The 23,348-nt window shown below is 40.9% G+C and carries 15 protein-coding genes and 1 riboswitch; of the genes, 13 read left to right on the forward strand and 2 right to left on the reverse strand.

What is annotated here, in order from left to right:
- Positions 1 to 211: 211 nt before the first annotated feature.
- Positions 212 to 1,600: a citrate/2-methylcitrate synthase gene (locus ACQ4KW_RS06960; RefSeq protein WP_430885812.1), complete on the reverse strand. Its 1,389-nt coding sequence runs from the start codon at positions 1,598 to 1,600 to the stop codon at positions 212 to 214.
- Positions 1,601 to 1,617: 17 nt separating this feature from the next.
- Positions 1,618 to 2,628: an isocitrate/isopropylmalate dehydrogenase family protein gene (locus ACQ4KW_RS06965; RefSeq protein WP_430885813.1), complete on the reverse strand. Its 1,011-nt coding sequence runs from the start codon at positions 2,626 to 2,628 to the stop codon at positions 1,618 to 1,620.
- Positions 2,629 to 2,950: 322 nt separating this feature from the next.
- A riboswitch (cobalamin riboswitch) is annotated at positions 2,951 to 3,136 on the forward strand.
- 108 nt (positions 3,137 to 3,244) lie between these two features.
- Between ACQ4KW_RS06965 and hemA the strand changes: the two genes are divergently transcribed.
- The 13 genes from hemA (at position 3,245) to ACQ4KW_RS07030 (ending at position 23,278) form a co-directional block, all read left to right on the forward strand.
- Positions 3,245 to 4,501 carry a glutamyl-tRNA reductase gene (gene hemA, locus ACQ4KW_RS06970; protein ID WP_430885814.1) on the forward strand — a complete coding sequence of 419 codons (1,257 nt, stop codon included), beginning with the start codon at positions 3,245 to 3,247 and terminating at the stop codon, positions 4,499 to 4,501.
- On the forward strand, positions 4,498 to 5,091 hold the full coding sequence (locus ACQ4KW_RS06975) for a precorrin-2 dehydrogenase/sirohydrochlorin ferrochelatase family protein (RefSeq protein ID WP_430885815.1): 594 nt from the start codon (positions 4,498 to 4,500) through the stop codon (positions 5,089 to 5,091). Before hemA ends, ACQ4KW_RS06975 begins: the two co-directional genes overlap by 4 nt.
- Positions 5,081 to 5,977, forward strand: a complete 897-nt coding sequence (gene hemC / locus ACQ4KW_RS06980; protein ID WP_430885816.1) for a hydroxymethylbilane synthase — start codon at positions 5,081 to 5,083, stop codon at positions 5,975 to 5,977. The genes ACQ4KW_RS06975 and hemC overlap by 11 nt, the downstream gene beginning before the upstream one ends.
- Positions 5,970 to 7,463, forward strand: a complete 1,494-nt coding sequence (gene cobA / locus ACQ4KW_RS06985; protein WP_430885817.1) for a uroporphyrinogen-III C-methyltransferase — start codon at positions 5,970 to 5,972, stop codon at positions 7,461 to 7,463. The genes hemC and cobA overlap by 8 nt, the downstream gene beginning before the upstream one ends.
- A gap of 8 nt (positions 7,464 to 7,471) precedes the next feature.
- Positions 7,472 to 8,440 (forward strand): porphobilinogen synthase, encoded by a 969-nt coding sequence (gene hemB, locus ACQ4KW_RS06990; RefSeq protein ID WP_430885818.1) that lies wholly within the window; start codon positions 7,472 to 7,474, stop codon positions 8,438 to 8,440.
- 17 nt (positions 8,441 to 8,457) lie between these two features.
- Complete coding sequence (hemL, locus tag ACQ4KW_RS06995) at positions 8,458 to 9,750, forward strand: glutamate-1-semialdehyde 2,1-aminomutase (protein WP_430885819.1); 1,293 nt, start codon at positions 8,458 to 8,460, stop codon at positions 9,748 to 9,750.
- Entirely contained in the window at positions 9,750 to 10,814 is a 1,065-nt protein-coding gene (locus tag ACQ4KW_RS07000) for a FecCD family ABC transporter permease (RefSeq protein ID WP_430885820.1), read from the forward strand. Before hemL ends, ACQ4KW_RS07000 begins: the two co-directional genes overlap by 1 nt.
- Complete coding sequence (locus ACQ4KW_RS07005) at positions 10,814 to 11,569, forward strand: ABC transporter ATP-binding protein (RefSeq protein WP_430885821.1); 756 nt, start codon at positions 10,814 to 10,816, stop codon at positions 11,567 to 11,569. The genes ACQ4KW_RS07000 and ACQ4KW_RS07005 overlap by 1 nt, the downstream gene beginning before the upstream one ends.
- A gap of 140 nt (positions 11,570 to 11,709) precedes the next feature.
- A complete protein-coding gene (locus ACQ4KW_RS07010) occupies positions 11,710 to 12,585 on the forward strand; it encodes a sirohydrochlorin cobaltochelatase (protein WP_430885822.1) in 876 nt (291 codons plus the stop codon).
- A 10-nt stretch (positions 12,586 to 12,595) separates the two neighbouring features.
- A complete protein-coding gene (locus ACQ4KW_RS07015; protein WP_430885823.1) occupies positions 12,596 to 14,062 on the forward strand; it encodes an ABC transporter substrate-binding protein in 1,467 nt (488 codons plus the stop codon).
- Positions 14,059 to 14,883, forward strand: a complete 825-nt coding sequence (locus ACQ4KW_RS07020; protein ID WP_430885824.1) for an ABC transporter ATP-binding protein — start codon at positions 14,059 to 14,061, stop codon at positions 14,881 to 14,883. Before ACQ4KW_RS07015 ends, ACQ4KW_RS07020 begins: the two co-directional genes overlap by 4 nt.
- Complete coding sequence (locus ACQ4KW_RS07025; protein ID WP_430885825.1) at positions 14,880 to 15,617, forward strand: ABC transporter permease; 738 nt, start codon at positions 14,880 to 14,882, stop codon at positions 15,615 to 15,617. The genes ACQ4KW_RS07020 and ACQ4KW_RS07025 overlap by 4 nt, the downstream gene beginning before the upstream one ends.
- Positions 15,618 to 16,090: 473 nt before the next feature.
- Entirely contained in the window at positions 16,091 to 23,278 is a 7,188-nt protein-coding gene (locus ACQ4KW_RS07030) for a fibronectin type III domain-containing protein (protein ID WP_430885826.1), read from the forward strand.
- Positions 23,279 to 23,348 lie beyond the last annotated feature (70 nt).

Below are 23,348 nucleotides of genomic sequence, written 5' to 3' on the forward strand. Positions count from 1 at the left end.
TGAAGCAAGCGGGTTCTATTCGGTGTGGCCTTGACTTTTGTATTCTTTTTTTTATATTTTGCAAGCGCCTGATTTAACTGATTCATCCCAAACGATTCAATAATGCTTCAATTTATAGATATCATCTCATCAGATATTATCTCTTCTGGCTTCGTTCTATCTGATGTCAATTCATCTAACTTCCTTTTCTATACTGTTTAAACTAAGCCACCTATATGGCTCGAAGGTCAGATGCAAGGTTTTTTCGTCTGTCTGCCAGCATCTGGTAGGCTACAATATCGTTGACACTCTTAAAGGCCGGCCGAATAATCTTTTGGTCACTGACAATCTGCTCAATTCTATGAGCGCACCACCCTGCTATACGCGCTGTCGCAAATAGAGGGGTGTAAAGTTCGTAAGGAATACCGAGCATTTCATATACAAAACCCGAATATAGATCCACGTTTGCCGCTATGTGCGCATCAGGTCCTTTGATTTCATGGAAAAGCTCTTTTGTCAGTTCTTCAATGTTCTTGTAAAGGGTGTAGTTTTTAATGGCATCCTTTTCTAGGGCCAATTCAAAGGCCTTCTTTTTGAGGAGTTCTGCACGTGGGTCTGACTTTGTGTAGACGGCATGCCCCATACCATAAATTAAGCCTTCGCCGTTATAGGCTTCTTTTTTTATAATTTTGTAAAGGTAATCCTTTAGTGCAGAAGGATCGTCCCAGTTTGGAACGTTTTCTCGTATGTTTAAGATCATTTCACGAACCCTGTTGTTTGCGCCTCCGTGTTTGTGGCCCTTCAAAGATCCAACAGCTGAGCAGATGGCAGAATAAGTATCCGTTCCACTTGATGAAACAACATGTGTAGCAAAAGTAGAGTTGTTTCCTCCGCCGTGTTCTGCATGGATCACAAGAGCCAAATCAAGGGTCTCTGCTTCCACGCGGGAATACTTGTTGTCAGGTCGAATAAGGTGGAGGATGTTTTCAGCTGTCCCTATGCCAGGACGTGGGTTGTGTATAAAAAGGCTCTTGTTGTCAAAGTAGTGTCTTTTGGCCTGGTATCCATAGGAAATAATAGTTGGAAATTGAGCAATTAAACGTATGCTTTGTTCAAGAACATTTCTGACACTGGTATCATCAGGAGACGCATCATGGGAATAAAGAACCAAAATGCTCCGCATAAGCTTATTCATAATATCGCTGCTGGGGATTTTAAGAATCATATTTTCAGTGAATCCATCCGGCAGCGTACGACAGACATCAAGTAAGTGGCAAAAAGATGCCAGTTCATCAGCGGTGGGAAGTGTACCAAATAGAAGGAGGTAGGCTGTTTCTTCAAAGCCTCGCCTGTCATCTGCCTGAAAACCTTCCACAAGGTCACAAATTTCTATGCCTCTATAAAACAAACGGCCGCGGGCGGGGATTTTCTCATTTCCGACAAGGTCGTAGCCCACAACGTTTCCGATCTCCGTGAGGCCTACAAGAACACCAGTCCCATTGTTGTTACGAAGACCTCTTTTTACATTGTACTTATCGTAATCCTCTGGCCGGATGAAATTATTGGCTTCAGCCTTAAGGGCTAAATCATTTAGTAGTTTCTGACTTGTTTCCGTTTTCACTTGGTCACCTCCTGTTTTTATAGAGCAGATATGATGGCATCTGTCAGTTGGGATGTCGTGGATTGACCACCCATATCTGGTGTGCGAATTTCTCCTGCTTGAAGAACCTCTTCTATGGCAGTTCTAATTCTTTTTGACTGGGTGTGTTTTCCTAAATGATCAAGCATCATACAGCTTGATCTAAGAAGGGCGATAGGGTTGGCTTTGCCCTGTCCAGCTATATCAGGTGCTGAACCGTGAACAGCCTCAAAGATGGCAAGGTCATCCCCAATATTGGCACCAGGCACGAGCCCAAGTCCACCAACAAGACCTGCACATAAATCGGAGAGAATATCTCCGTAAAGATTCATTGTCACAATCACATCATATTGAGAAGGATTCATAACCAGCTGCATACACATGTTGTCCACAATGACCTCTTTAACTTCAATGTCTGGATAGTTCTTTGCTATCCGACGACCTGTTTCAAGAAAAAGACCGTCTGCTAACTTAAGGATGTTGGCCTTATGAACAATAGCAACACTTTTTCGGTTCATGGCCCTTGCATATTCAAAAGCGTTTCTTATTATCCGTTCAGACCCCTTTGGCGTGATAATCTTCTTGGCTTCCATCGTTCCGTCTGAGTTTTCTTTTTCAATGCCAATATAAAGGCCTTCTGTGTTTTCTCTAAAAATGACGAGGTCAAGATTCTTAAAAGGGGTTTGTAAACCTGGTAGACTCTGTACTGGTCTAATGTTGGAGTAGAGGTCATATTTTTTGCGAAGCATGACGTTGATGCTTCTAAATCCACTACCAACAGGTGTTGTAATAGGTCCCTTTAGGGCTATTTTGTTGAGTTCGATGCTTTCGTAAACATCATTAGGAACAAGTTGACCTGTTTTTTCAAAGACATCGGCACCTGCGTTTACAATATCCCACTGAATATTTGCGCCACTGGCATCGATGATTTTCATTACGGCTTCAGAGACCTCAGGGCCTATACCGTCGCCTGGAATTAATGTGACAATTGTTTGATCTGTGACTGACATGTTTAGCCTCCATTCAAGTGTGTGTATTATTGTATACGATTATACACGCACTAAGAAATACATGTCAAGTTTATTCATGTAAATTATTTAATATACATAAATAAGCCACAAGGCTTACAATGACTTACTTAAAAGAGATGAAAAATGTACACTATTTAGACCTTTGATCAGTTGAGGAAAGTGGTAAAGCAGGATAACGCAAAAAAAGGAAAAAATATTAATGGAAGGGCTTAAGAACATTGAAAAGTCATGTCTGATGATATAGAATGGGTAAGGACAATCAAATACATATAATATGTGGCGCGATTTGAATGAAGTGCTACAGATTATGACATTAATTGGTTCTTATTTATTAAGATGAAAAGGGAAGTGCGGTTAAAGTCCGACGCAGCCCCCGCTACTGTATACATGGATAGTATGCTCTTGAGTCCACTGGGTATCCCCCTGGGAAGGCGAGTGTATTATATGAAGTGTGAGCCAGGAGACCTGCCAGTTGATAAATTTTGATATGCTTCGGGAGGAAGTTTTATTAAATCGACGTGCGTGAAAATACGTGATATTCGAATTGATAAGCATCTGCCATAGCAGGTGTTTTTTTGTATAAGGGTGATTGATTATGGAAATTCTAGCAGTTAGCGTGAATCATAATACAGCTGGAGCTGAAGAACGAGAAAAAGTAAGCATGACAACGAGTCAACGTATTGATCTAATGAATGACTTGCTTGATGAAGGTGTCACGGAGGTCATAGCACTGTCCACATGCAACAGGACTGAACTCTATGCGGCTGTTCCAAAAGCAGACATGAGAGACTATTTAGAACTCTTGACAAGGGTCTTTGTCATAAAATCAGGTGATGAAAACTTTGATGCTTGTATTCAAAGGCGTTCTGGCAAGCGGGCGGTAAAACACATTTATAAAGTGGCTGCAGGGCTTGACTCTGTGGTTATTGGTGAGGATCAAATACTTGGACAACTTAGGGAAGCCCATGAACTTGCTCTGGATATGGGCGCGTCGGGAAAATTTCTAAACCGAACTGTCCGAGATGCCATTGCTAAAGCCAAGCAAATCAAAACGGAAATAAAAATTTCCGAAGAACCTGTTTCTGTCTGTTCTATTGGCATAAAGCATATTGAGAGTCTTCTTGGTTCCTTAGACAAGAAAACAGCTCTTGTTGTTGGCACCGGAAAGATGGGACGACAGGCTCTTTCTTATTTAAATGGAATGAATTTGGACAAGCTTATGATGACCAATAGGACGCATCATAAGGGGGTCGAAGTGGCAAAAAACTATGAAGATGTGGAAGTTGTGTCATATGATGACCGGTATGAGATCATCAAGGATGTGGATATTTTAATTAGTGCCACGGCTTCTCCCCACGTTATATTTAAAAATGACCAAATGGGCGATCTGGTTAAGCCGCTAACCATACTTGACATGGCCATCCCAAGAGATATTGATTCAAAGATAAGCCTTAGAGAAAATGTGGAACTCATTGTTGTAGATGACTTAAAAGCCATTTCTGATGAAAACACTGAAAAAAGAAAAGCGCTGGGGCTGATTGCTGAGAAAATGGTTGATGAGGCTGTGGATGAGCATATGAACTGGATGCTTACAAGCCGAGTGGACCCTGTTATAAAAAAGCTTTCATTAAAGAGAGAAAAGATTTGCATGGATACTCTTGATATCCTCAACAAGAAAATTAAAATGGACGAAAAGGAAAAGGCCCTACTTGAAAAAATGATGCAAAGTGCCTTAAAACGAATGATCCGTGAACCTATTATTAATTTGAAAAAGGTGGACGAGTCAGAAGAACAAGATCAAATGATAGAAGTTATAGAGCATTTGTTTGATTTCGGGGAGAATTGTCAATGAGTTATCCAGTTTTTTTAAATTTAGAGGATTCAAAAGTGATTATAGTGGGGGGCGGGCGTATAGCTGAAAGAAAACTCAAAAGCATCTTACATGAGTCGGCAAACGTTTTTATAAGCGCCACAGAGATAAATGAATCCATTGAAAGTCTTGCAAGAGAAAACAATAACATCATTATAAGCAAAACACCTTTTGACTTGAGTTTTTTAAATGATGCCACACTGGTTTTTGCAGCAACGGATGATGACTCAATGAACGATATGGTCACAGACCACTGCAAGAGAAAAGGCATCCTGGTGAACAACTGTATGGATGCCACAAAGAGCACGTTTAGAAGCGGCGCCGTGGTTCGAGAGGGCCAGGTTGAAATCGCTGTGGGTACTGGTGGGAAAAGACCTGGTCTAGCAAAGTACATCATAAGTCGCATTCAATCGGCCTTGCCAGATCAGCTGTCCCAAATGACCAACTATTATGATGGTCTTCGGATAGAAGCCAGAGAAAAATTTGACCTTAGCCAGGATAGGGAAAAATACATAAAAGAAAAATTCAAAACCTACACCGACAGCGTGAAAGGAAATGATCATGAAAATTAAAGTTGGAACAAGAGGCAGTCGTTTAGCGCTGACTCAAACAAACCATGTTATAGACATGCTTACAAAGGCTCATCCAGAGCTAGAAGCTGAGACAGTCATCATTAAGACCAAAGGGGATAAAATTCAAAATATGCCCCTGGATAAGATCGGCGACAAGGGCCTGTTTGTAAAAGAAATTGAAAAAGCCCTTATAGATGGTGAAATTGACATGGCAGTCCACTCGATGAAGGATATGCCTACGGACCAGCCAGAGGGTCTTGTTATTGTAAAGCCTCCCCAGCGTGAAGACGCAAGAGATGCTCTGATTTTAAGAGAGGGTTTAAATGGGCTTGATGATGTGCCGCGTGGCGGAACAATAGGAACAGGTGCCATTCGCCGTGTGAGCCAAATTCTTAAAAAACGTCCAGACTTAAAATTTGAACCCATTCGCGGCAATGTGGAAACCCGCATGAAAAAGATTGAAACAGAGGGTCTTGACGGCGTTGTCCTTGCAGCGGCAGGCCTTAAGAGGCTAGGACTGGAGGACCGTATCACGTCCTATCTTGACTACGATACTGTACTTCCGTCACCGGCTCAAGGGATACTGGCTATTGAGTGCCGTGAAAAGGATGAAAAAATGCTTGATATTCTTAAGGGCATTGAAAATGGATATGCAAGCATTCAAGTCCGAGCAGAGAGAACATTCCTTGAAGCTGTAGATGGTGGATGTCATATTCCAGTAGGTGCATACTGTCATATAGATGGGCAAAATGCTAAAATTGATGCCATGCTAGGAAAGCCGGATGGTTCGATCCTACATTATTCAAGCTGGCAAGGTTCTGTAACAGACGTTGAAGAAGGGGCGCATAAGTTGGCAAAGGAACTTAAGGAGGCTGTTCATGGATAAAGGTTATGTTTATCTTATTGGAGCAGGACCGGGAGATCCCGACCTATTGACTCAAAAAGCTGCGAAGGCTTTAAAAAAAGCGGATGTTGTCGTTTATGACTACCTGTCAAATGATAAACTGCTTTCCCAGTGCAAGCCGGATGCCGAGTTTATATATGTCGGCAAGCAAGCCGCTAATCATGCCATGAAACAGGAGGACATTAATGCCCTTCTTGTAGAAAAAGGAAAAGCAGGATTTGTTGTAGCAAGACTAAAAGGGGGAGACCCTTATGTTTTTGGTCGTGGCGGTGAAGAAGGCGCTGAGCTCAAAAAAGCAGGTGTGGCATTTGAAACTGTTCCAGGCATTACATCAGCTATAGCTGGTCTGGCTTATGCAGGTATTCCAGTAACTTATAGGGGCGTGGCCAGATCCTTTCACGTGATGACGGGACACTTTAAAGACGATTATGCAGAGTGGGACTGGGAAGCCTTAACACGCCTTGATGGAACTTTGGTATTTCTTATGGGCATTGGGAATATTCCACGAATTATGCAGGCCTTAATTGACGCAGGAAAGCCTGCTGATACCCCGGCCGCTGTCGTAAGATGGGCAACCCATCCGGTTCAAAAAACCATAGTTGGCACACTGGAAACCCTTGCGGATGAAGTGGAAAAGGCAGGCTTGAAACCACCGGGACTTATTGTGGTGGGACCTGTTGTTAACTTTAGGGACCTCCTAAGCACATTTGAAAACAGACCACTCTTTGGTCAAAAGGTGATTGTAACTAGAAGTCGAGCACAGGCGGGTCGACTTTCAGGACACCTTGAAGAACTGGGAGCTGAAGTGGTTGAACTGCCTATGATTAATATTGAAAAAGAACCGATCGAAAATTGGAAGGCTTCTATTGATAAAATCAAAGAGTACTCTTGGCTTGTCTTTACAAGTCAAAATGCAGTGACTTCCTTTATGGAAGGGCTCTTTGAGTGTGACCTTGATGTCAGGAGCATTGGACACTTAAAGCTGGCATCCATAGGATCTGGAACAGCAAAGGTTCTTAAGGGGTATGGACTGAAATCTGACCTGGTTCCTGAACGCGCCATTTCTGAGTCATTGGCTGAGAAAATGGAAAGCATTATAGGCCCTGAGGATCGTGTTTTGATTCCATCTGGCAATCTGGCATCCGGCATTTTAAGAGATGCGCTTGAAAAAATTTGCCCTGTGGATATGCCAGTGGTCTATAACACTGTTATTGGAGAAGAATCTTTAGATCAAGTCAAAGGGGTACTGGAAGGTAATGTTGAGGGAATTACTTTCACCAGTGCGTCAACAGTGAAAAACTTTAATGCTTTGATCGAAAAGTCTGGTATGCAGTGGCCAGAGACCAAGTGTTTCTCAATTGGCCCGAAAACCTCAAAAGTTCTCACTGACTTAGGTCATGAGACAATAGAATCGGAACATGCAACAATTGATTCGCTGGTTGCATGTGTTTTAAGCAATTTGAAATGAGGCGTAAAATGGAACTAATTAAAAGACCTAGAAGACTAAGAAAAACCGCGGCTATTAGAAACATGGTAAGAGAAACCAAGCTCACTGTTGATGATCTGATCCATCCAATATTTGTGGTTGAAGGCTATGAAATTAAAAGAGAAATATCTTCTTTAAAGGATGTCTATCATTTTTCTGTAGACATGCTAGAACAGGAAGTCAGAGAAGTTCAGGCTCTGGGCATTAATGCTGTACTGCTTTTTGGTGTGCCTGATAATAAAGATGCAAGAGGGTCATCGGCTTATGATGATCAGGGCGTTGTGCAAAGGGCCATTCGCGCCATTAAAGCGGCAGCACCTGATATGTGTGTTATTACAGATGTGTGCATGTGCCAATACACAGACCACGGTCACTGTGGCATCATCAATTTTGATGATGAGGTGGACAACGACATTACCCTGGAATACTTGACGAAGATAGCGGTCAGTCATGCCAAGGCTGGTGCTGACATTGTGGCGCCAAGCGACATGATGGACGGCCGAGTGGCAGCCATTCGTTCAGGCCTTGACAAAGACGGTTTTATAAACGTATCGATCATGTCCTATGCTGTTAAATATGCTTCATCATTCTATGGTCCTTTTAGGGCAGCAGCAGATTCTGCGCCGGGTTTTGGTGATAGAAAAACTTATCAGATGGACTTCCATAACAGGGAAGAAGCCCTAAGAGAAGCGGCTCTTGATGTGGAGGAAGGTGCAGACTTTTTAATGGTCAAGCCAGCCTTGTCCTACCTTGATGTGGTGCGCGAAATGAAGGATAATTTCCATCTGCCTGTGGCTGTTTACAATGTGAGTGGTGAATATGCCATGATAAGAAATGCCATTGATAACGGTATTCTCGATGAAGCTGTTATATATGAAAAAATGATATCAATGAAACGTGCTGGTGCAGATATAATCATCACTTATTTTGCTCGTTTCCTTGCTGAAAACTACTTGTAAGTTGCACTGGAGGCAATATGAATACTACAAAATCTAAAGCACTTTATGAAAAGGCAATCAATCTTATTCCAGGTGGTGTCAACAGCCCTGTGCGTGCTTTTAAATCAGTTGGTCTAGATCCAATATTTATTGAAAAAGCCAAGGGCAGCCGTATTTATGATGTTGATGGCAATGAGTATATTGACTTTATTGGATCGTGGGGACCAATGATTCTAGGCCACGCCAATGATGAAGTCATGGGTGACATCAACGAAGTTATTGCAAGAGGAACAAGCTATGGTGTGCCATCACCTCTTGAGGTGGAGATGGCTGAACTTATAGTTGATGCTTGTCCATCTATGGACCGTGTAAGAATGGTAAACTCTGGCACGGAAGCAACTATGAGTGCCCTACGTGTGGCGCGTGGCTATACAGGTCGAGACAAAATTTTGAAGTTTGAAGGCTGCTATCACGGTCATGCAGACAACCTTCTTGTTAAATCCGGCTCAGGCACCATTGTATATGGTGTGCCAACAAGCCCAGGGGTGCCAGCAGGTACAATTGCTGATACACTTGTTGCCCGTTACAATGATCTTGACTCTGTAAAAGATATTTTCAAGGCCCACGGTGAAGACTTGGCAGCTGTTATTCTTGAGCCAATCGCTGGAAACATGGGCGTTGTTGTTCCAAAACCAGAATTTATCAAAGGCCTTCGTGACCTTTGTACAGAAAATGGAACGGTTCTTATTATAGATGAAGTCATTACAGGATTTAGAGTGGCATACGGTGGCGCCCAAGAAGCTCTTGGTGTGGAAGCCGATATGACTTGCTACGGTAAAATTATTGGCGGCGGTCTGCCTGTAGGGGCATATGGCGGTAAAAAAGAAATCATGGACGTGGTTTCACCTGTTGGTGGTGTGTATCAGGCAGGAACACTTTCTGGCAATCCACTGGCTATGTATATGGGCATTCAGCAACTTAAGATTCTAAAATCCCGTCCAGAAATTTATGAGAATATGGAGAAACACGCCATTTATCTTGAAGAAAAACTTGGTCAACTCATAGACAAACATGGCATAAAGGCACAAACAGTACGCTTTAAGGGTATGATCTGTCTATTCTTTGCTGAAGGAGAATTGAAGGATTATGACGCTGTTAAAGAATCAGATACTGAAATGTATGCAAAGTACTTTACTGGCATGCTAAAAAGAGGAATTTTACTTCCGCCTGCACAGTTTGAAGGCATGTTCTTATGTGCGGCCCATACCACGGAAGATATGGATGCCTACCTAAATGCTGTTGACGAAGTCTTTGGTGAGTTGGTGAAATAATGAGCGAATGGACAAGCGGCCTTTCAGCCTCGGTTGAGAGACGGCATAAAAAGCATATTGTCATTGGACTGGGTCTAATGTTATGCCTGCTCATGGCCATTGTCTTTTCTGTGGGCATAGGTCGGGCGGATTTAACGCCTGCAGTCGTTACACGTGTTATGGTTTCTAAAGTAACAGGAATGTCTGATCTGGCATCGGATATTCCTGCACATTATCAGGCCATTGTATGGGATGTTCGTGTGCCAAGAATTCTTAGTGCAGTTCTTATTGGTGCAGGTCTGGCTGTCTCAGGCGCAATTTTTCAGTCTATACTGAGAAATCCTTTAGCGGATCCTTATACCATCGGCGTTTCGACAGGGGCGGCTTTTGGCGCATCCATAGCCATATTCATGAACATAATACTCGGAAAGTATTTGCCGGTGACCCCTTTTGCCCTTGCTGGTGCTTTTTTAAGTTTAAGCCTGGTTATGACCATAGCTAGAAGAAATGGCATGATCAGCTCTAATAACTTGATTATAGCCGGAATCATTGTAGGCTCTATCCTGTCTGCTGGCATGAGTTTTTTAAAGAGTGCTGCTGGAGAAAATGTGGCGGCCATAGTACACTGGTTGCTTGGATCGCTGGCTTCAAGAAGCTGGGATCATATCATGCTCCTTCTGCCTTTTATTGTGATTGGCTGTGGGCTTAGCATTGAGTTTGCCAGTCGTCTTGACATTATGAGCCTGGGGGAAAGAGAAGCTAGACATCTGGGGGTTGATCCACAGAAAACCATGCGTCTCTATCTTCTAATCGGATCTTGTATGACAGCGGTCTGTGTGGCAGTGGGCGGAATCATTGGTTTTGTTGGCCTTATAGTGCCACATATGATTCGATTTGGCTTAACATCAAGAAATGCCATTTTGATACCACTTTCTACTGTGGCTGGGGCCCTGCTCCTTCTTATGGCTGACAACATATCAAGGATACTCTTTAATGTAGAAGTGCCTGTAGGTGTTTTAACCACCCTACTGGGCGGCCCCTTCTTTATCTGGCTCTTTATGAAGTCAGGGAAAGGACGTGGCTGATGATAAAACTTGAAAACATAAGCTTTTCTTATAATAAGAGTCCATTCATAGATGACCTAAATCTTTCTGTTAAGAAGGGCGAAATGGTCTCTATACTGGGACCAAACGGGTCAGGCAAGTCAACTGTTGTGAAGCTTTTAACGGGTGAAATGAAACCGAATTTTGGTGAGGTTCTCTTTGAAAATGAGTCCATTCATAAAATTCCCGTACGTATGCTGGCTAGAAAACTTGCCGTTATGACGCAAAATGCAAGAGTCAATTTTCCCTACACCTGTCTTGAGGTTGTGCAAATGGGCTTATACCCCCATAAGGATCTTGGGCTTGGTATTGACAAGAGGGAAGTTGATGACATTTATAAATTGATGTTAAAAACACAAACGCAGGATTTTGTGGATAAACTCATCACGGAAGTTAGTGGTGGGGAAGCCCAAAGGGTTCTTCTTACACGAGTCCTGGCGCAAGATACACCTGTTATCATTCTGGATGAGGCATTCAGTGCAATGGATGTGGCTCATCGTGTAGACATGCTGAAAATCATGAGAAACCAGGTAAAAGACCATGGAAAATCTGTCATAGCGGTCATGCATGATCTCAATATGGCCTATTTAAACAGTGACCGGGTTGTTTTAATGAAGGACGGTCATATCGTAAAACATGGTCCGACAGATGAAGTCATGACGCCTGAAAACTTATATCATGTTTTTGGGATTCGTGTCACCAAGGTTGATGGCAGAGGGTTTTTAATAGAAGTCTAACTATAATTTTGGTTTACATATAGCTAAACCGAGGGTCAAAGTAAAACATGTGAAAAAGGGTGCTGAATTTCTCTTAGAGGCGATGCCTTTATCGATATATATATTATAAAATCATGGGCTATAATTAGGAGGATTTACACATGAAAAAATTAATGGCACTTATACTACTAGTAACATTGGCACTGGCAGGATGTGCCGAGGCGGCTCCTGACACGGACAAATCCAAAAGAGCAATCCTTGTGGTGAGTTTTGGAACAAGCTACTCAGACACACGCGAGCTTACAATCGAAGCCACTGAAGAGGCTTTTGTTAAGGCGTATCCTGATTATGACATCGCTCGTGCCTTTACAGCACAAATTATAATCGACAAGCTAGAAGAACGCGATGGCATTGAAGTGGACAACATGCAAGAAGCACTTGAAAGATTAAAGAAGGAAAAGTATTCAGAAGTTATTGTTCAGCCAACGCTTATTATGAATGGTGCAGAGTACGATGAAATGGTGGCTGTGGTAGAAGAATACGAAGAGGCTTTTGACAAACTTGTTGTTGGGGATGCCCTTCTTACAAGTCATGAAGACTACGAGATCGTTATAGAAGCACTTAAAGCACAAATAGGCGATCTAGCAGAAGATGAAGCTGTTTTACTGATGGGTCACGGCACACACCACTTTGCTGATGCGGCATATTCTGCAATGGATTTAAGATTTAAAAATGCAGGTATGGACAATGTCTTTGTTGGAACAGTGGAAGGCTATCCTCTATTTGAAGATGTGACACCAAGACTTGAAGAAAAAGGCATTAACAAGGTAAGACTTATGCCTTTCATGCTTGTTGCTGGTGACCATGCTTCTAATGACATGGCTGGTGACGAAGATGACAGCTGGAAGGTTATGCTCAAGCAACAAGGATATGCTGTTGAAACGTATATGCATGGTCTAGGGGAACTTAAAGAGATTCAGGATCTATTTGTTGCCCATGCTGAAGCGGCTATGCATGGTGAAGAACACGCTGAATAGGGGTGTTGATTTGAGAAATGTAAAATTCAAGACGCTGGCTTGGTCCAGCGTCCTTGTTCTTTTGGTTATATTTTTAGGAAGATATTGGATTGAGCGTGGACTTGATCATGTTGATTTTCTGGACACCAGAGAATATGTGATCGATTTCACGGATGATTCGGGGCGAAGGGTGAAGATGGAAGCGCCGGCTAGCCGGATTATCTCCCTTTACTCGGCCCATACAGAAAACCTATTTGCCCTAGAACTTGATAAAGAAATTATAGGTGTTGGTACATCAGAATCTTATCCGATTGAATTTCGGGATAAGCCGGTTTTTGATTATAAGTCTGACCCTGAAAAGGTTATCGCGGCACGTCCAGACCTTGTCTTAATCAGACCCTTCATTGAAAGAAAGCAACCAGACTTTGTGGATGCCCTAAGACAATCAGGTATATCTGTTGTGTCTTTTTATCCCCAAAGTCAAGATGCCTTTGACGCCTATATTATGAACCTGGGGCTTGTAACAGGTCGGGAAAAAATGGCTGAAAGAAAACTAAAGGCCTTTCATGAACAAATGTCAGCTCTTAGGACGATCACCAAAGACATTGAGCCTAAGATCAATGTGTTTTTCGAGTCATCAGATGTGGAAATTAAAACTGTGACGCCAGATTCTATGGCGGCAAGAGCCATTGAAACAGCTGGTGGCATTAATATCGCATCAGATGCTCAGGCTATTACTAAGGGCAGTTCCATCGCGGCCTATGGACCAGAACGTGTTCTAGAAAAAGCCGATCAGATTGATGCTTACGTGACCCAGCGTGGTGTTATGGGGGCTGGTGGAAACCTACATACTATTTCCATACGTCCGGGATTTGACACAGTGAAAGCCGTACGAAATGGAAAGGTTCTTGAGATCAACCAGAAAATAATTTCATCTCCGACCTTTAGGCAGGTGAAAGGGGCCTATGATCTGGCTCGATTCTTCTACCCTGAAGTTATGGATGATTTAGACCATTTGAGAAAAGAAGAACCTCTAAATCGGGTGGATGCAGCTGAGATTTATGTTCGTTATGACCACCGTCCATTCTTTGCGCCGACCGCTTCATACTATGATGACACATACGCAGGCCATACATACGGTATGTTTGAGGATGTTCCTTCATCTTATGATAGATTTGACTTTGTGGAAACAGCTGTTAAGGCCGGATTCATGGATGGATTTAAGGCCATTGATGAAGAGACAGAAGAAGAAATTGAGTTGTTTGATGTTGAGGGTCATGTTACTAGAGATGAGTTTGCAAAAGCACTTTTCCTATTCTATGACCTTGTGCCGCAAGATGTCCATATAGAAATTTCTGATATAGAAAACTGTGACAACCAGAAAATTGTACAGACCTTGGTTGACCATGGTGTGCTTGGACTTGAAGAAGGCAAGTTTAACCCTGATCGACCAGTAACAGGACTAGAAGTGATAGAGACACTGGAGAATATAAAATGATTCGCATAGACACTTTACGAAAAGAGTATGGCGATATCATTGCGGTGAACGATTTATCGCTCAGCATAGAGGCTGGGCGATTTTTCGGCCTGCTTGGTCCGAATGGGGCTGGTAAGACAACCCTTATACGCCTTATGGTGGGCCTGATTGGACCAGATAGTGGTCAGGTTCATATAGATGACCACTTGATTCACCGAGATGCCAACGCCATAAAAAAAAGAATAGGCATTGTTTCCCAGCATATAAATCTTGATAAGGAGTTGTCTGTCGCAGAGAATATGGAGTTTTCTGGACGAATGTACGGCCTGACGGGGAAAGAAGCACGAAAAAAAGCAGATGAAATGATTGCCTTTTTTAGCCTTGAAAAGCACAGGAACAAAATATGTAAAAAACTCTCTGGGGGCATGAAGCGAAAATTAATGATTGCAAAAGCCCTTATGCACGACCCGGTTGTTCTCTTCCTTGACGAACCAACCGTTGGTGTGGATGCTGTTGCAAGACGAGATATTTGGCGTCTTTTAAAAGAAATCAACGAAAAAGGAACAACCATACTCTTAACCACTCATTATATGGAAGAAGCTCATAATCTGTGTGATGAAATTGGTCTTATGAACTCTGGAAAAATACTTCGAAAAGATACACCAGAAGGTCTAATTGACAGACTTGGACGAACGGCAGTTGAGACAGAAGCGCAGACTTGCTTCTTTAAGTCGATGGATGAAGCCAAGACCTATGCAGCCTCTTTATCAGAAATGTACACAATGCGAAAAACCAGTCTTGAAGATGTTTTTATTTCCGTTTCAGAGGGGGCGACACTATGAGAGAAGTCTTAACCATCTTGTGGCGGGAGTGGGTCTTTTTCAAACATAGATTTTTCAAAATCACTTCTGCACAAATTGTAACGCCCATACTTTACTTAGTGGCCTTTGGATGGGGCGTGGGTGAAAACCTTGAAATGGGTGGCAACCAGTATATGTCCTATATTTTACCGGGCGTCGTTGCCCTAACATCCATGCGGACAGCCTTTAGTGCCATATCCATGCGGGTGAGTGTGACACGCCTGCATGAGAAAAGCTTTGAGTCCTATTTGGCAGCACCCATCCAGATTCACTGGCTGGCCATTGGTCACATACTGGCAGGGGCCCTTCGAGGTCTTTATGCATCCCTGCTTATATTACTGGTGGGTATACCCTTTGGTGTCCTTTATGCCATTGATTTTCCCTTTATTCTTGTCTGTTTTATAAACGGGATTATGTTTGCGGCTCTAGGTTTTTTTGCCGCCATGATGATAGACACCCACTACGATATGAACCGGTTTACAAGCTTTGTTATTACCCCCATGGCCTTTTTGTGCGGCACCTTTTTCTCCCTGAAAAAACTGCCCTGGGTCATTCGTCAAGTGATAGAACTCCTACCATTAACCCATTCAACGAGACTCCTAAGAGCCATCGTTCTTGGAGGGCGTATAGAAATGTTCTCATTTTTAGTCATGCTGGTCTATGCAGTTATATTCACAGCCTTGTCTATTCGGGCTTGTTATGAGGAAGTTGTATAGAGAACGGATTTACATGGATTATTTTACACTTAGTATATGGTTTTAAATTCGATTATAAGGCCCGGTTGGGTGTCTGCTAGTAATGCGGATACCCAACCGGGTTTTTCATTCTAGTATGGATATAGATTCATGGTGCTTGTTTTAAGATATATTCAAATCTAGTGGTCTTTAAAAAATAAAAATTATGTAACATTACAACAAAAAAATCCGTGTATATAGGTGGAGAACAACTTTAGTAGTTTGTCGGCAATTTAATGGTGTCAGCGGTTATCCGTGGTTTATAAATCATTTGAAATTGGGTTATATTTATAAGTTATCATGTGTAATAGATGTATATATTTTATAAATCAATTTAAAATATGTAAAAGAATGAATTTCTAATAGTTAGAAAATGGTTTATAATGGTATAGAGTAAGTAAGTGGTAATAAGAAAAATATAAGAAAAAAGTATACTAAATTAGGAGGTAATGTAAATGAGGCAAAGGGTGATTGCAAGATTTCTTATCGTGGTCTTATTATTTGGTAACCTGATACAGTTTATTGATATAGCACCTTCTAATTACAGTTATGCAGTTAGCAGTACAATGTTCGATAGTACAAGTTCAGGAGCAATTGTGACCAGCCAGGGTGCAATAACGATTGATGATTTGGTTGCTCCAGAAATAGATTTTGATTCTTCTAAAGTCACATCAAATGGAGCAATTTACATAGATATAACGGATAACAATCCACCAGAAGCCGAATATATGATTCAAGTGGAAACAGATACACACATAGAGAAGGACTTAAAACAAATTTCGTCTGGTTACTATTTTACTTTTGGAATAGATAATGGGGTACTTTATGGATGGGGAAGAAACTCTAATGGCCAACTAGGGCTCGGACATACCAATTCAGTTTACTCACCAACCAAAGTCGCTCTTCCGCAGCCTGCACTAAAAATTAGTGCAGGATACAAGCATGCCATTGTGTTAATGGCAAACGGTCAAGTTGCAGTGTGGGGAGATAACGGTTATGGTCAACTTGGTGACAGCACAACGACTGACTCAGCAGAACCTATAATTCTTGATCTTGAAAACATTGTAGATGTCTCAGCGGGATATTATAATTCTTATGCCGTTGATAAGTTTGGGAACGTATATGGAGGGGGAAGGAATTCTGATGGCCAATTGGGGATTAACACGACAGCCAGTCAGTATGAACCCACTCAGATGAGCTTACTAGAATCTGCACTTCAAGTTGAAGCAGGTTACAAACATGTTCTTGTCTTGACATCTAATGGCGATGTGTATAGCGTAGGCGAAAATGCTGCAGGCCAACTTGGATTAGGCGATGATAACGATAGACTGGTTCCAACAAAAATTAATTTAGATGGGACTGCTAAAGATATTGGTACGGATTATAAGCATTCAGGTGCAGTACTTACAGATGGACGCCTTGCGATGTGGGGATATAATTCAAGCGGACAACTCGGAGATGGTGAGACGTCATTCAAAATGTCACCAGTTTATCATGAATTTGATAAAAAAGTAGAACAAATTTCTGTGGGGCGGTATCACTCAATAGCGATATTAGAAGATGGTGGATCTTTAGGTGCTGGAGATAATGGTTCAGACCAGCTATTCAATGCAAGTGGAGCAAGTGGTTTCACATCACTTGGCCTGCCGCGACTTGTCTCGCAAATGGATTCAGGATACAAGTCTAATGTGGTCGCCATATCCACTGATGAGGTATACGGTTTTGGTAATAATTCCAATGGTGAGCTAGGCAATGGAAATGCAGAAAGTAGTCTTAATCTTGAAAAGTCTGGTCATTTAAATGTTAGTGATTTAAGTTATTTTGACTCAAATAATTTGCTTACTAATATGAAATCTTGGAACATGTATGAAAGTAAAGAAGTTGATATTTCTAGTTTTAAATCGAATACAGCTTATAGAGTAACTCCATTCGTTAGAGCTGAAGCAGGAGACATTCCATTAGGTGGGCCATCTATAAGTGTATTTATTATTACAGAACCTGCTGATCCACCCGAAAATTTACACGTGGTTGAAAATACATCAGAGACCATGACTCTTACATGGAATGAAGTGGGCTATGTCAATGATTACAGTTTAGAAGTAAACGGGAATGATGTGTATAGCACATCAGACACGAGCTATAAACTCACGGGCTTGCAGAGTAACCAAGAATATGAAATTCGTATTAGATCAAATAATTCTATTGGACAAGGTGAGTGGTCGAAGGTCCAAAAGTTCAGGACTAAAGCAGGCATTATGGATTATCAGTTGCCAAGTGAATATCAACTCAATGGGGTCAGGCTTTCAGGAAACAAGCTTACCTTGGATAATTCATTTGAAGAACAGCAGAAATCTATAATATTTTACAGCACGTTTGAGAATGCAGGTATTTATGACTTCTCTGAGTATGAGATAGTGGTTGTTGCAGATACTGATGTGGACTTTAATAAAAACATTCGTAGCAGTGGTGCAAAAGTGTTTCAGTATATTGCATATGGAAGTCGGTTTGAAGACACCGATGCTTTTGTAGAAATGATTAAATCTGAAATACAGAATTTTAAAAATCTTGGTATTGCAGATGGAATTTTCTTTGATGAAGTTTCTGTGGGCTATTGGGGCAGTGGTTTAAGAGATGATCCTGAGAAAATTCAAGCTTTTGCAGGGCGACTAGATGAAATTACAGATTACATGAGCTCTATTGGATTAGAGTCTATAGTTAATGGTAGTACAGGGTTTGCTAAACTTGGAGACTATTATCTGTGGGAAAGCTTCTTAGGTACATTTGGAGAGAAACATTTTATATGGTCACTTGATGATACTGGAAGAACCGCTAATGGAGTGGCGGGAATTGACTATTTTAAATCTATAAATGACTGGACTATTACGGGGGATGTAACAACTTCAGATACAATAAATGGTTCAGGTCCAGCGACACTTGAAATTCTAGTTGATACGGAAAACTATCTTGACCCTGTTGATAAAGCACCATTTTTTGAATGGATGGATTTAATTGTTTCAGGAGAAAACTTATCTTCATCCAATGTTAAAGTGCAAGCTTGGTTGGGGGATAGTTTACCGTTTGATCAGAACACTTGGCACGATGTAGGCGAAGTTGCTATAAATGAGGAAAGTGCCTACAAAATAAGAGATCATGCAAAGTATGTAAAGTTGAAAGTATCAATTGATGAAACAAGCTACACCATAGATAAACTTGATATGTGGTTTGACAGGAATTTTGAGTATTACGATGTTGTTTCTGATTATACTCCGGGTGAACATAGACCCCACCATTACGAATATAACTTATCTAAAAGAGATTATTTGCAGAATGTAATGGAGGAATATGGAACTCGTATATTTACACATACTTTTGGTGAATCAGGCGATATCGAAAAAATGAGATACACTCGACTGGCTTCGCAGATTTGGGGATTTTATACAAGTGACTATGTACACAGTCACAGAATATTAACCGATACGAGCAATTCTAGATTAAACATAGGTATGTTTCTGAAACGTATAGGACAAAACACTGGTCGATTTACTGGAGGTACAGTCACTGTTGATCCTGAGACGCAATCCTACAATATCATAAGTGATATACAAGATTCTCAGGCTGTGGATTCTGTAATAATTGATGGCGATATGTCAGAATGGACTTCTAGTGACGTCATCTACTCAAATGATCAGCGAGCCAGTCATATCTATCCTAGAAGGTTTAAAATTGACGACAATACATTTGAAGGTGGTATTGTAAGCAATTTAAAAGAAGTCTTTATTGATGGGAACTATGGTATTGAACTTATTACAGATGGAAGCGGCAGCTGGACCAGTCCTGTTATTCAAGCCCATGATGAGAACTCGTCAAGAATTGGTGTGTTAACGAGATTCTATGATCAAATTTTAAATGATGGTTCAGTGACTTACCAAATAAAAATTAAAAGCACAAGCGGTGTATGGTCTGGATGGCAACCGCTTAGTTATGATGCGACTGTAATAGGAGAGGATTTCAAAGCTTTTCAGTACAAAGTTAATATTACTGGAATGGCTTCCGATGATCAGCAAAGTGTAAAAGGAATACGTCTTGAGGAAGCAAGGGTTTACCGGAAGCAGTATTTGCCGAGAAATATTGAAGTCACAAACTTCTCTATTAAAGACGATGTTAACGATATATACATGAAATTTGACGTGAGTGGTGAAGTAGCATTTACGGATATCGGCAAAATTAGTGATTACAATTATGCGATCTATCTCAATACACTTGGTGATAAAAATTACGGATACACAGGAAAATATTATACATCGAATGTAGGGGCAAATTATAAAATAGAAAATGGATCACTTTATATTTGGGACAAGGAACACGATGATCCAACCGATGAAGCTGGATGGATTGAACTTGGAGATAGGTCCCCTCTAGTTTACTTCTCAAGAAGTGCTGATAAAGCCTCCATCGAAATGTCTATTAGTAAGAATATCGTGAACCTTAATCAAGATAAATTATTTGTCTATATGAGATTGCAAGAAAGAACCAACTGGACAAACAACTACATGCCGGCTGTAACGAATGGCAGATCAAGCGATGTCAAGGCCCTTGAATATAATTTGACAAATGGTATTCAGAACATAAATCATGGATATTACCTATCACAAGCTGTTGAACTAAAAGCAAATACGAATAAAGTGATGATTGACTGGACGGAGACGCTTCCTAGTGGAACCTTTGTAGATGTTTGGGTAAGGCAATCTAAAACTGATACTTGGGATGAATGGAGGCAGATCCATTCAGGAGAGCCAATAGATGTAAGCGGAGAGTATATACAGTATGTGGTTTCATTATCAAGCACAGAAGCAAATGTAACACCTGAAGTAACGGAAGTTGAGATTAATGAGTGGCAAGCGAGTGGTGACCTTGAGTTTGTCAAGATAGAGCCACATGTGGATAGATCAGAAATTACCTGGATTTACGACACGACGAGTGGTAGCGCGGTAGAAATTGAAATAGATGGTGTGCCCACTATTGTGGATGGAGACCACTTTACTCATAGTGGACTCAACTCGAATGAAATGCATTCTTATAGGTTTAGGCCATATACTGAAGATCAATCTTTTGAATGGTCTCAACCATACACAATATATACACTTCTTGAAGCACCATCAGGGTATAGTGTTGCTAAGACGCTTGAAGTTTTAACTGTTGATTGGGAGAGTGTTAGTGGAGCAAGTGAGTATGATGTTCAAATTAATGGCAATGCAATGAACGCGTCCAATAGTTTAGTGACCATTGATGAAATATTACCTGGTCAAATATTTGACATATACTACAGAGCTAAGAATGACAACACATACAGTGACTGGAAAGCGGCTCTTGGAATATCAACAATGCCAGATCGAATTGGAGATTTAACAGGTCAACCAAGTAGTAATAAAATAGACTTATCGTGGTCTGAAATTACGAATACTGATTTTTACGAGCTAGAGATAAACGGTAACGTCTTTGAAGTCTCGCCAGGACAAACGAACTTTACTCATAGAACCAATAAAGTTATTGAAATTGATGGAAATGTTCAAGACTGGTATGACATAAAAGATCTAGCAAAATCTGATGACAAGAACTATATGAAGGCTTTACGATCAGGGGAAAATCTATATGTCTTGTTGGTTGAAGAGGGATTATCAGTGAATGATAAGTACAGGATTTTACTTAATACTGATTCTGACTCAAACACTGGATTTGTCTACCATAGATGGGCTTCAAGTGGCTTTGATATTCTGATTGAAAACGGAAGATTATATGAGCATTCAGGGGATTCTGATAAATATGACTGGACATTTATAGAACTTGTTGATCAAGACAGAAGCACTAATACAGCAGAGTTGAAAGTTGACCTTTCGAATATGATTCAGGTATCCGATGAATTGGAGATTGCTATGTGGACAAACTCTTTGACATTGCCTGATGAAGACACCCTACCTGCCAATGTTGTAGATGCAAGTTTAGAAGCAAACACAGAACAGTCATACAGAATTAGAGGCTATAATGCTACGGGTTATGGACAGTGGAGTGAAATATTAAACGTAAAAACAATTCTAGCACCTGTTGAAAATATGGTGATGGATTATTTAGAAGGAAATTTAAGTATTGAATGGACACAAGATCCAGAAGCTGTAAGTTATGATGTTGAGATTGATGGAACGGTATATAATACGACAGAAACAAGCTACATTCTTAATGGTGTTGAGAACAATCATATGTACACAGTACGAATACGCTCAAACAGTCTTGTTGAACCGGGTGAATGGACAGAACTTCAAGAGATCACGACGCCGCTTGGACAAGTTACGGACCTTTATACTTCTTTACTAGAAAAAAATTATGTTGAACTATCATGGACAAGTGACCCTGATGCTCTTGCGTATGAAGTTGATATTGATGGTTCGGTATACAGTTCTCCATCGACTACATTTAAATACTCGAGCGATCGGGAAATAACCATTGATGGACAGGACGATGAATGGGTAAATGTGGTAAGTGAATTTGAAGATCAGAGTCAAAAGAAGATGAGTGTTTATTTGGGACAAGAAAGTGTTTTCATTTTCTTAAAAAGCATTTCTGGTGAAGATTCACCGAGAGTTATCCTTGATTCAGATGGTGATATTTCGACAGGATACAGTACAAGCTATTGGTCAGATTCAGGCGCTGAGTATTTAATAGAAAATGACAGGCTATACTCTTATGCTGGAACAGGTCAAGACTATACATGGAATTACATTGGTAGTTTAAATGCTGTTGAATCATCAAATGGCATTGAAATTGAAGTTCCATACTCTCAAATAGACTATACAGACATAAATGATATGAAAGTTGCTTATTGGGATGACAACACCCATATGCCTGAAAAATATAGCTATATGCTGAATGTGCCAAGAAAAACATTGGTTTCAAATGCATATCATCTTGCAAAAGTCAGGGCGGTTAATGGTGGTCTGGACAGTGAATGGAGCGATCCATTACAAGTTTTAACACCTATAGACACACCAGAAATTATCACTTTTAATGTTGACGGTTCTGAGGTTGTACTTATTTGGGATACAATGACTAACAGCGATTTGACAGAATATCAGGTCACTTTGGTTGATACAAGCAGCAATACAATAGAGCTGGTTAGCGACTGGATCAGAACTGATCGATTTACAACAAGCAGCCTGTCCCTTGGTGACGAGTATCATATTTATTTATCTGTACGTGACCAAAATGGTGATGCGACAAACGCTATTGATTTTGGTGTTCATAAGGTCAGAAAAGTTGAGAGTGACACTATAAGCGTCACTGAAGATAAGAAGCGAACAGTAACCCTTTCTGCTTCAAATATTAGGACCTTTGCCACTAAAAAATTCAAATTAGTGTACGATCCATCTAAATTAGGTTTAGTCGACCTTTCAACATATACCTTGGAAGAAGAAACAAGTATAGGTGTAATAGGGCAAACGCCTATAAATATTACAAATGTACAAGCAGGTGAAATTACATTTGAAATAAACACCCTACTGAATGGTACTGAAACCTGGTCGGGTATATTAAATGTGGTCGAATTTATTGGACTTGATGATGGAATTAGCGAGATTCAGTTTATAGTTGAGTAATACAAACAGTTTGAGTGGGAGATGGCAGGGGCTTCTCTCACTCATTTTAAAAAATGATTCTTGTAACTCT

The sequence above is a fragment of the Tianxiuia mixotrophica genome (assembly GCF_050596425.1).
Taxonomy (GTDB): domain Bacteria; phylum Bacillota; class Clostridia; order Peptostreptococcales; family Acidaminobacteraceae.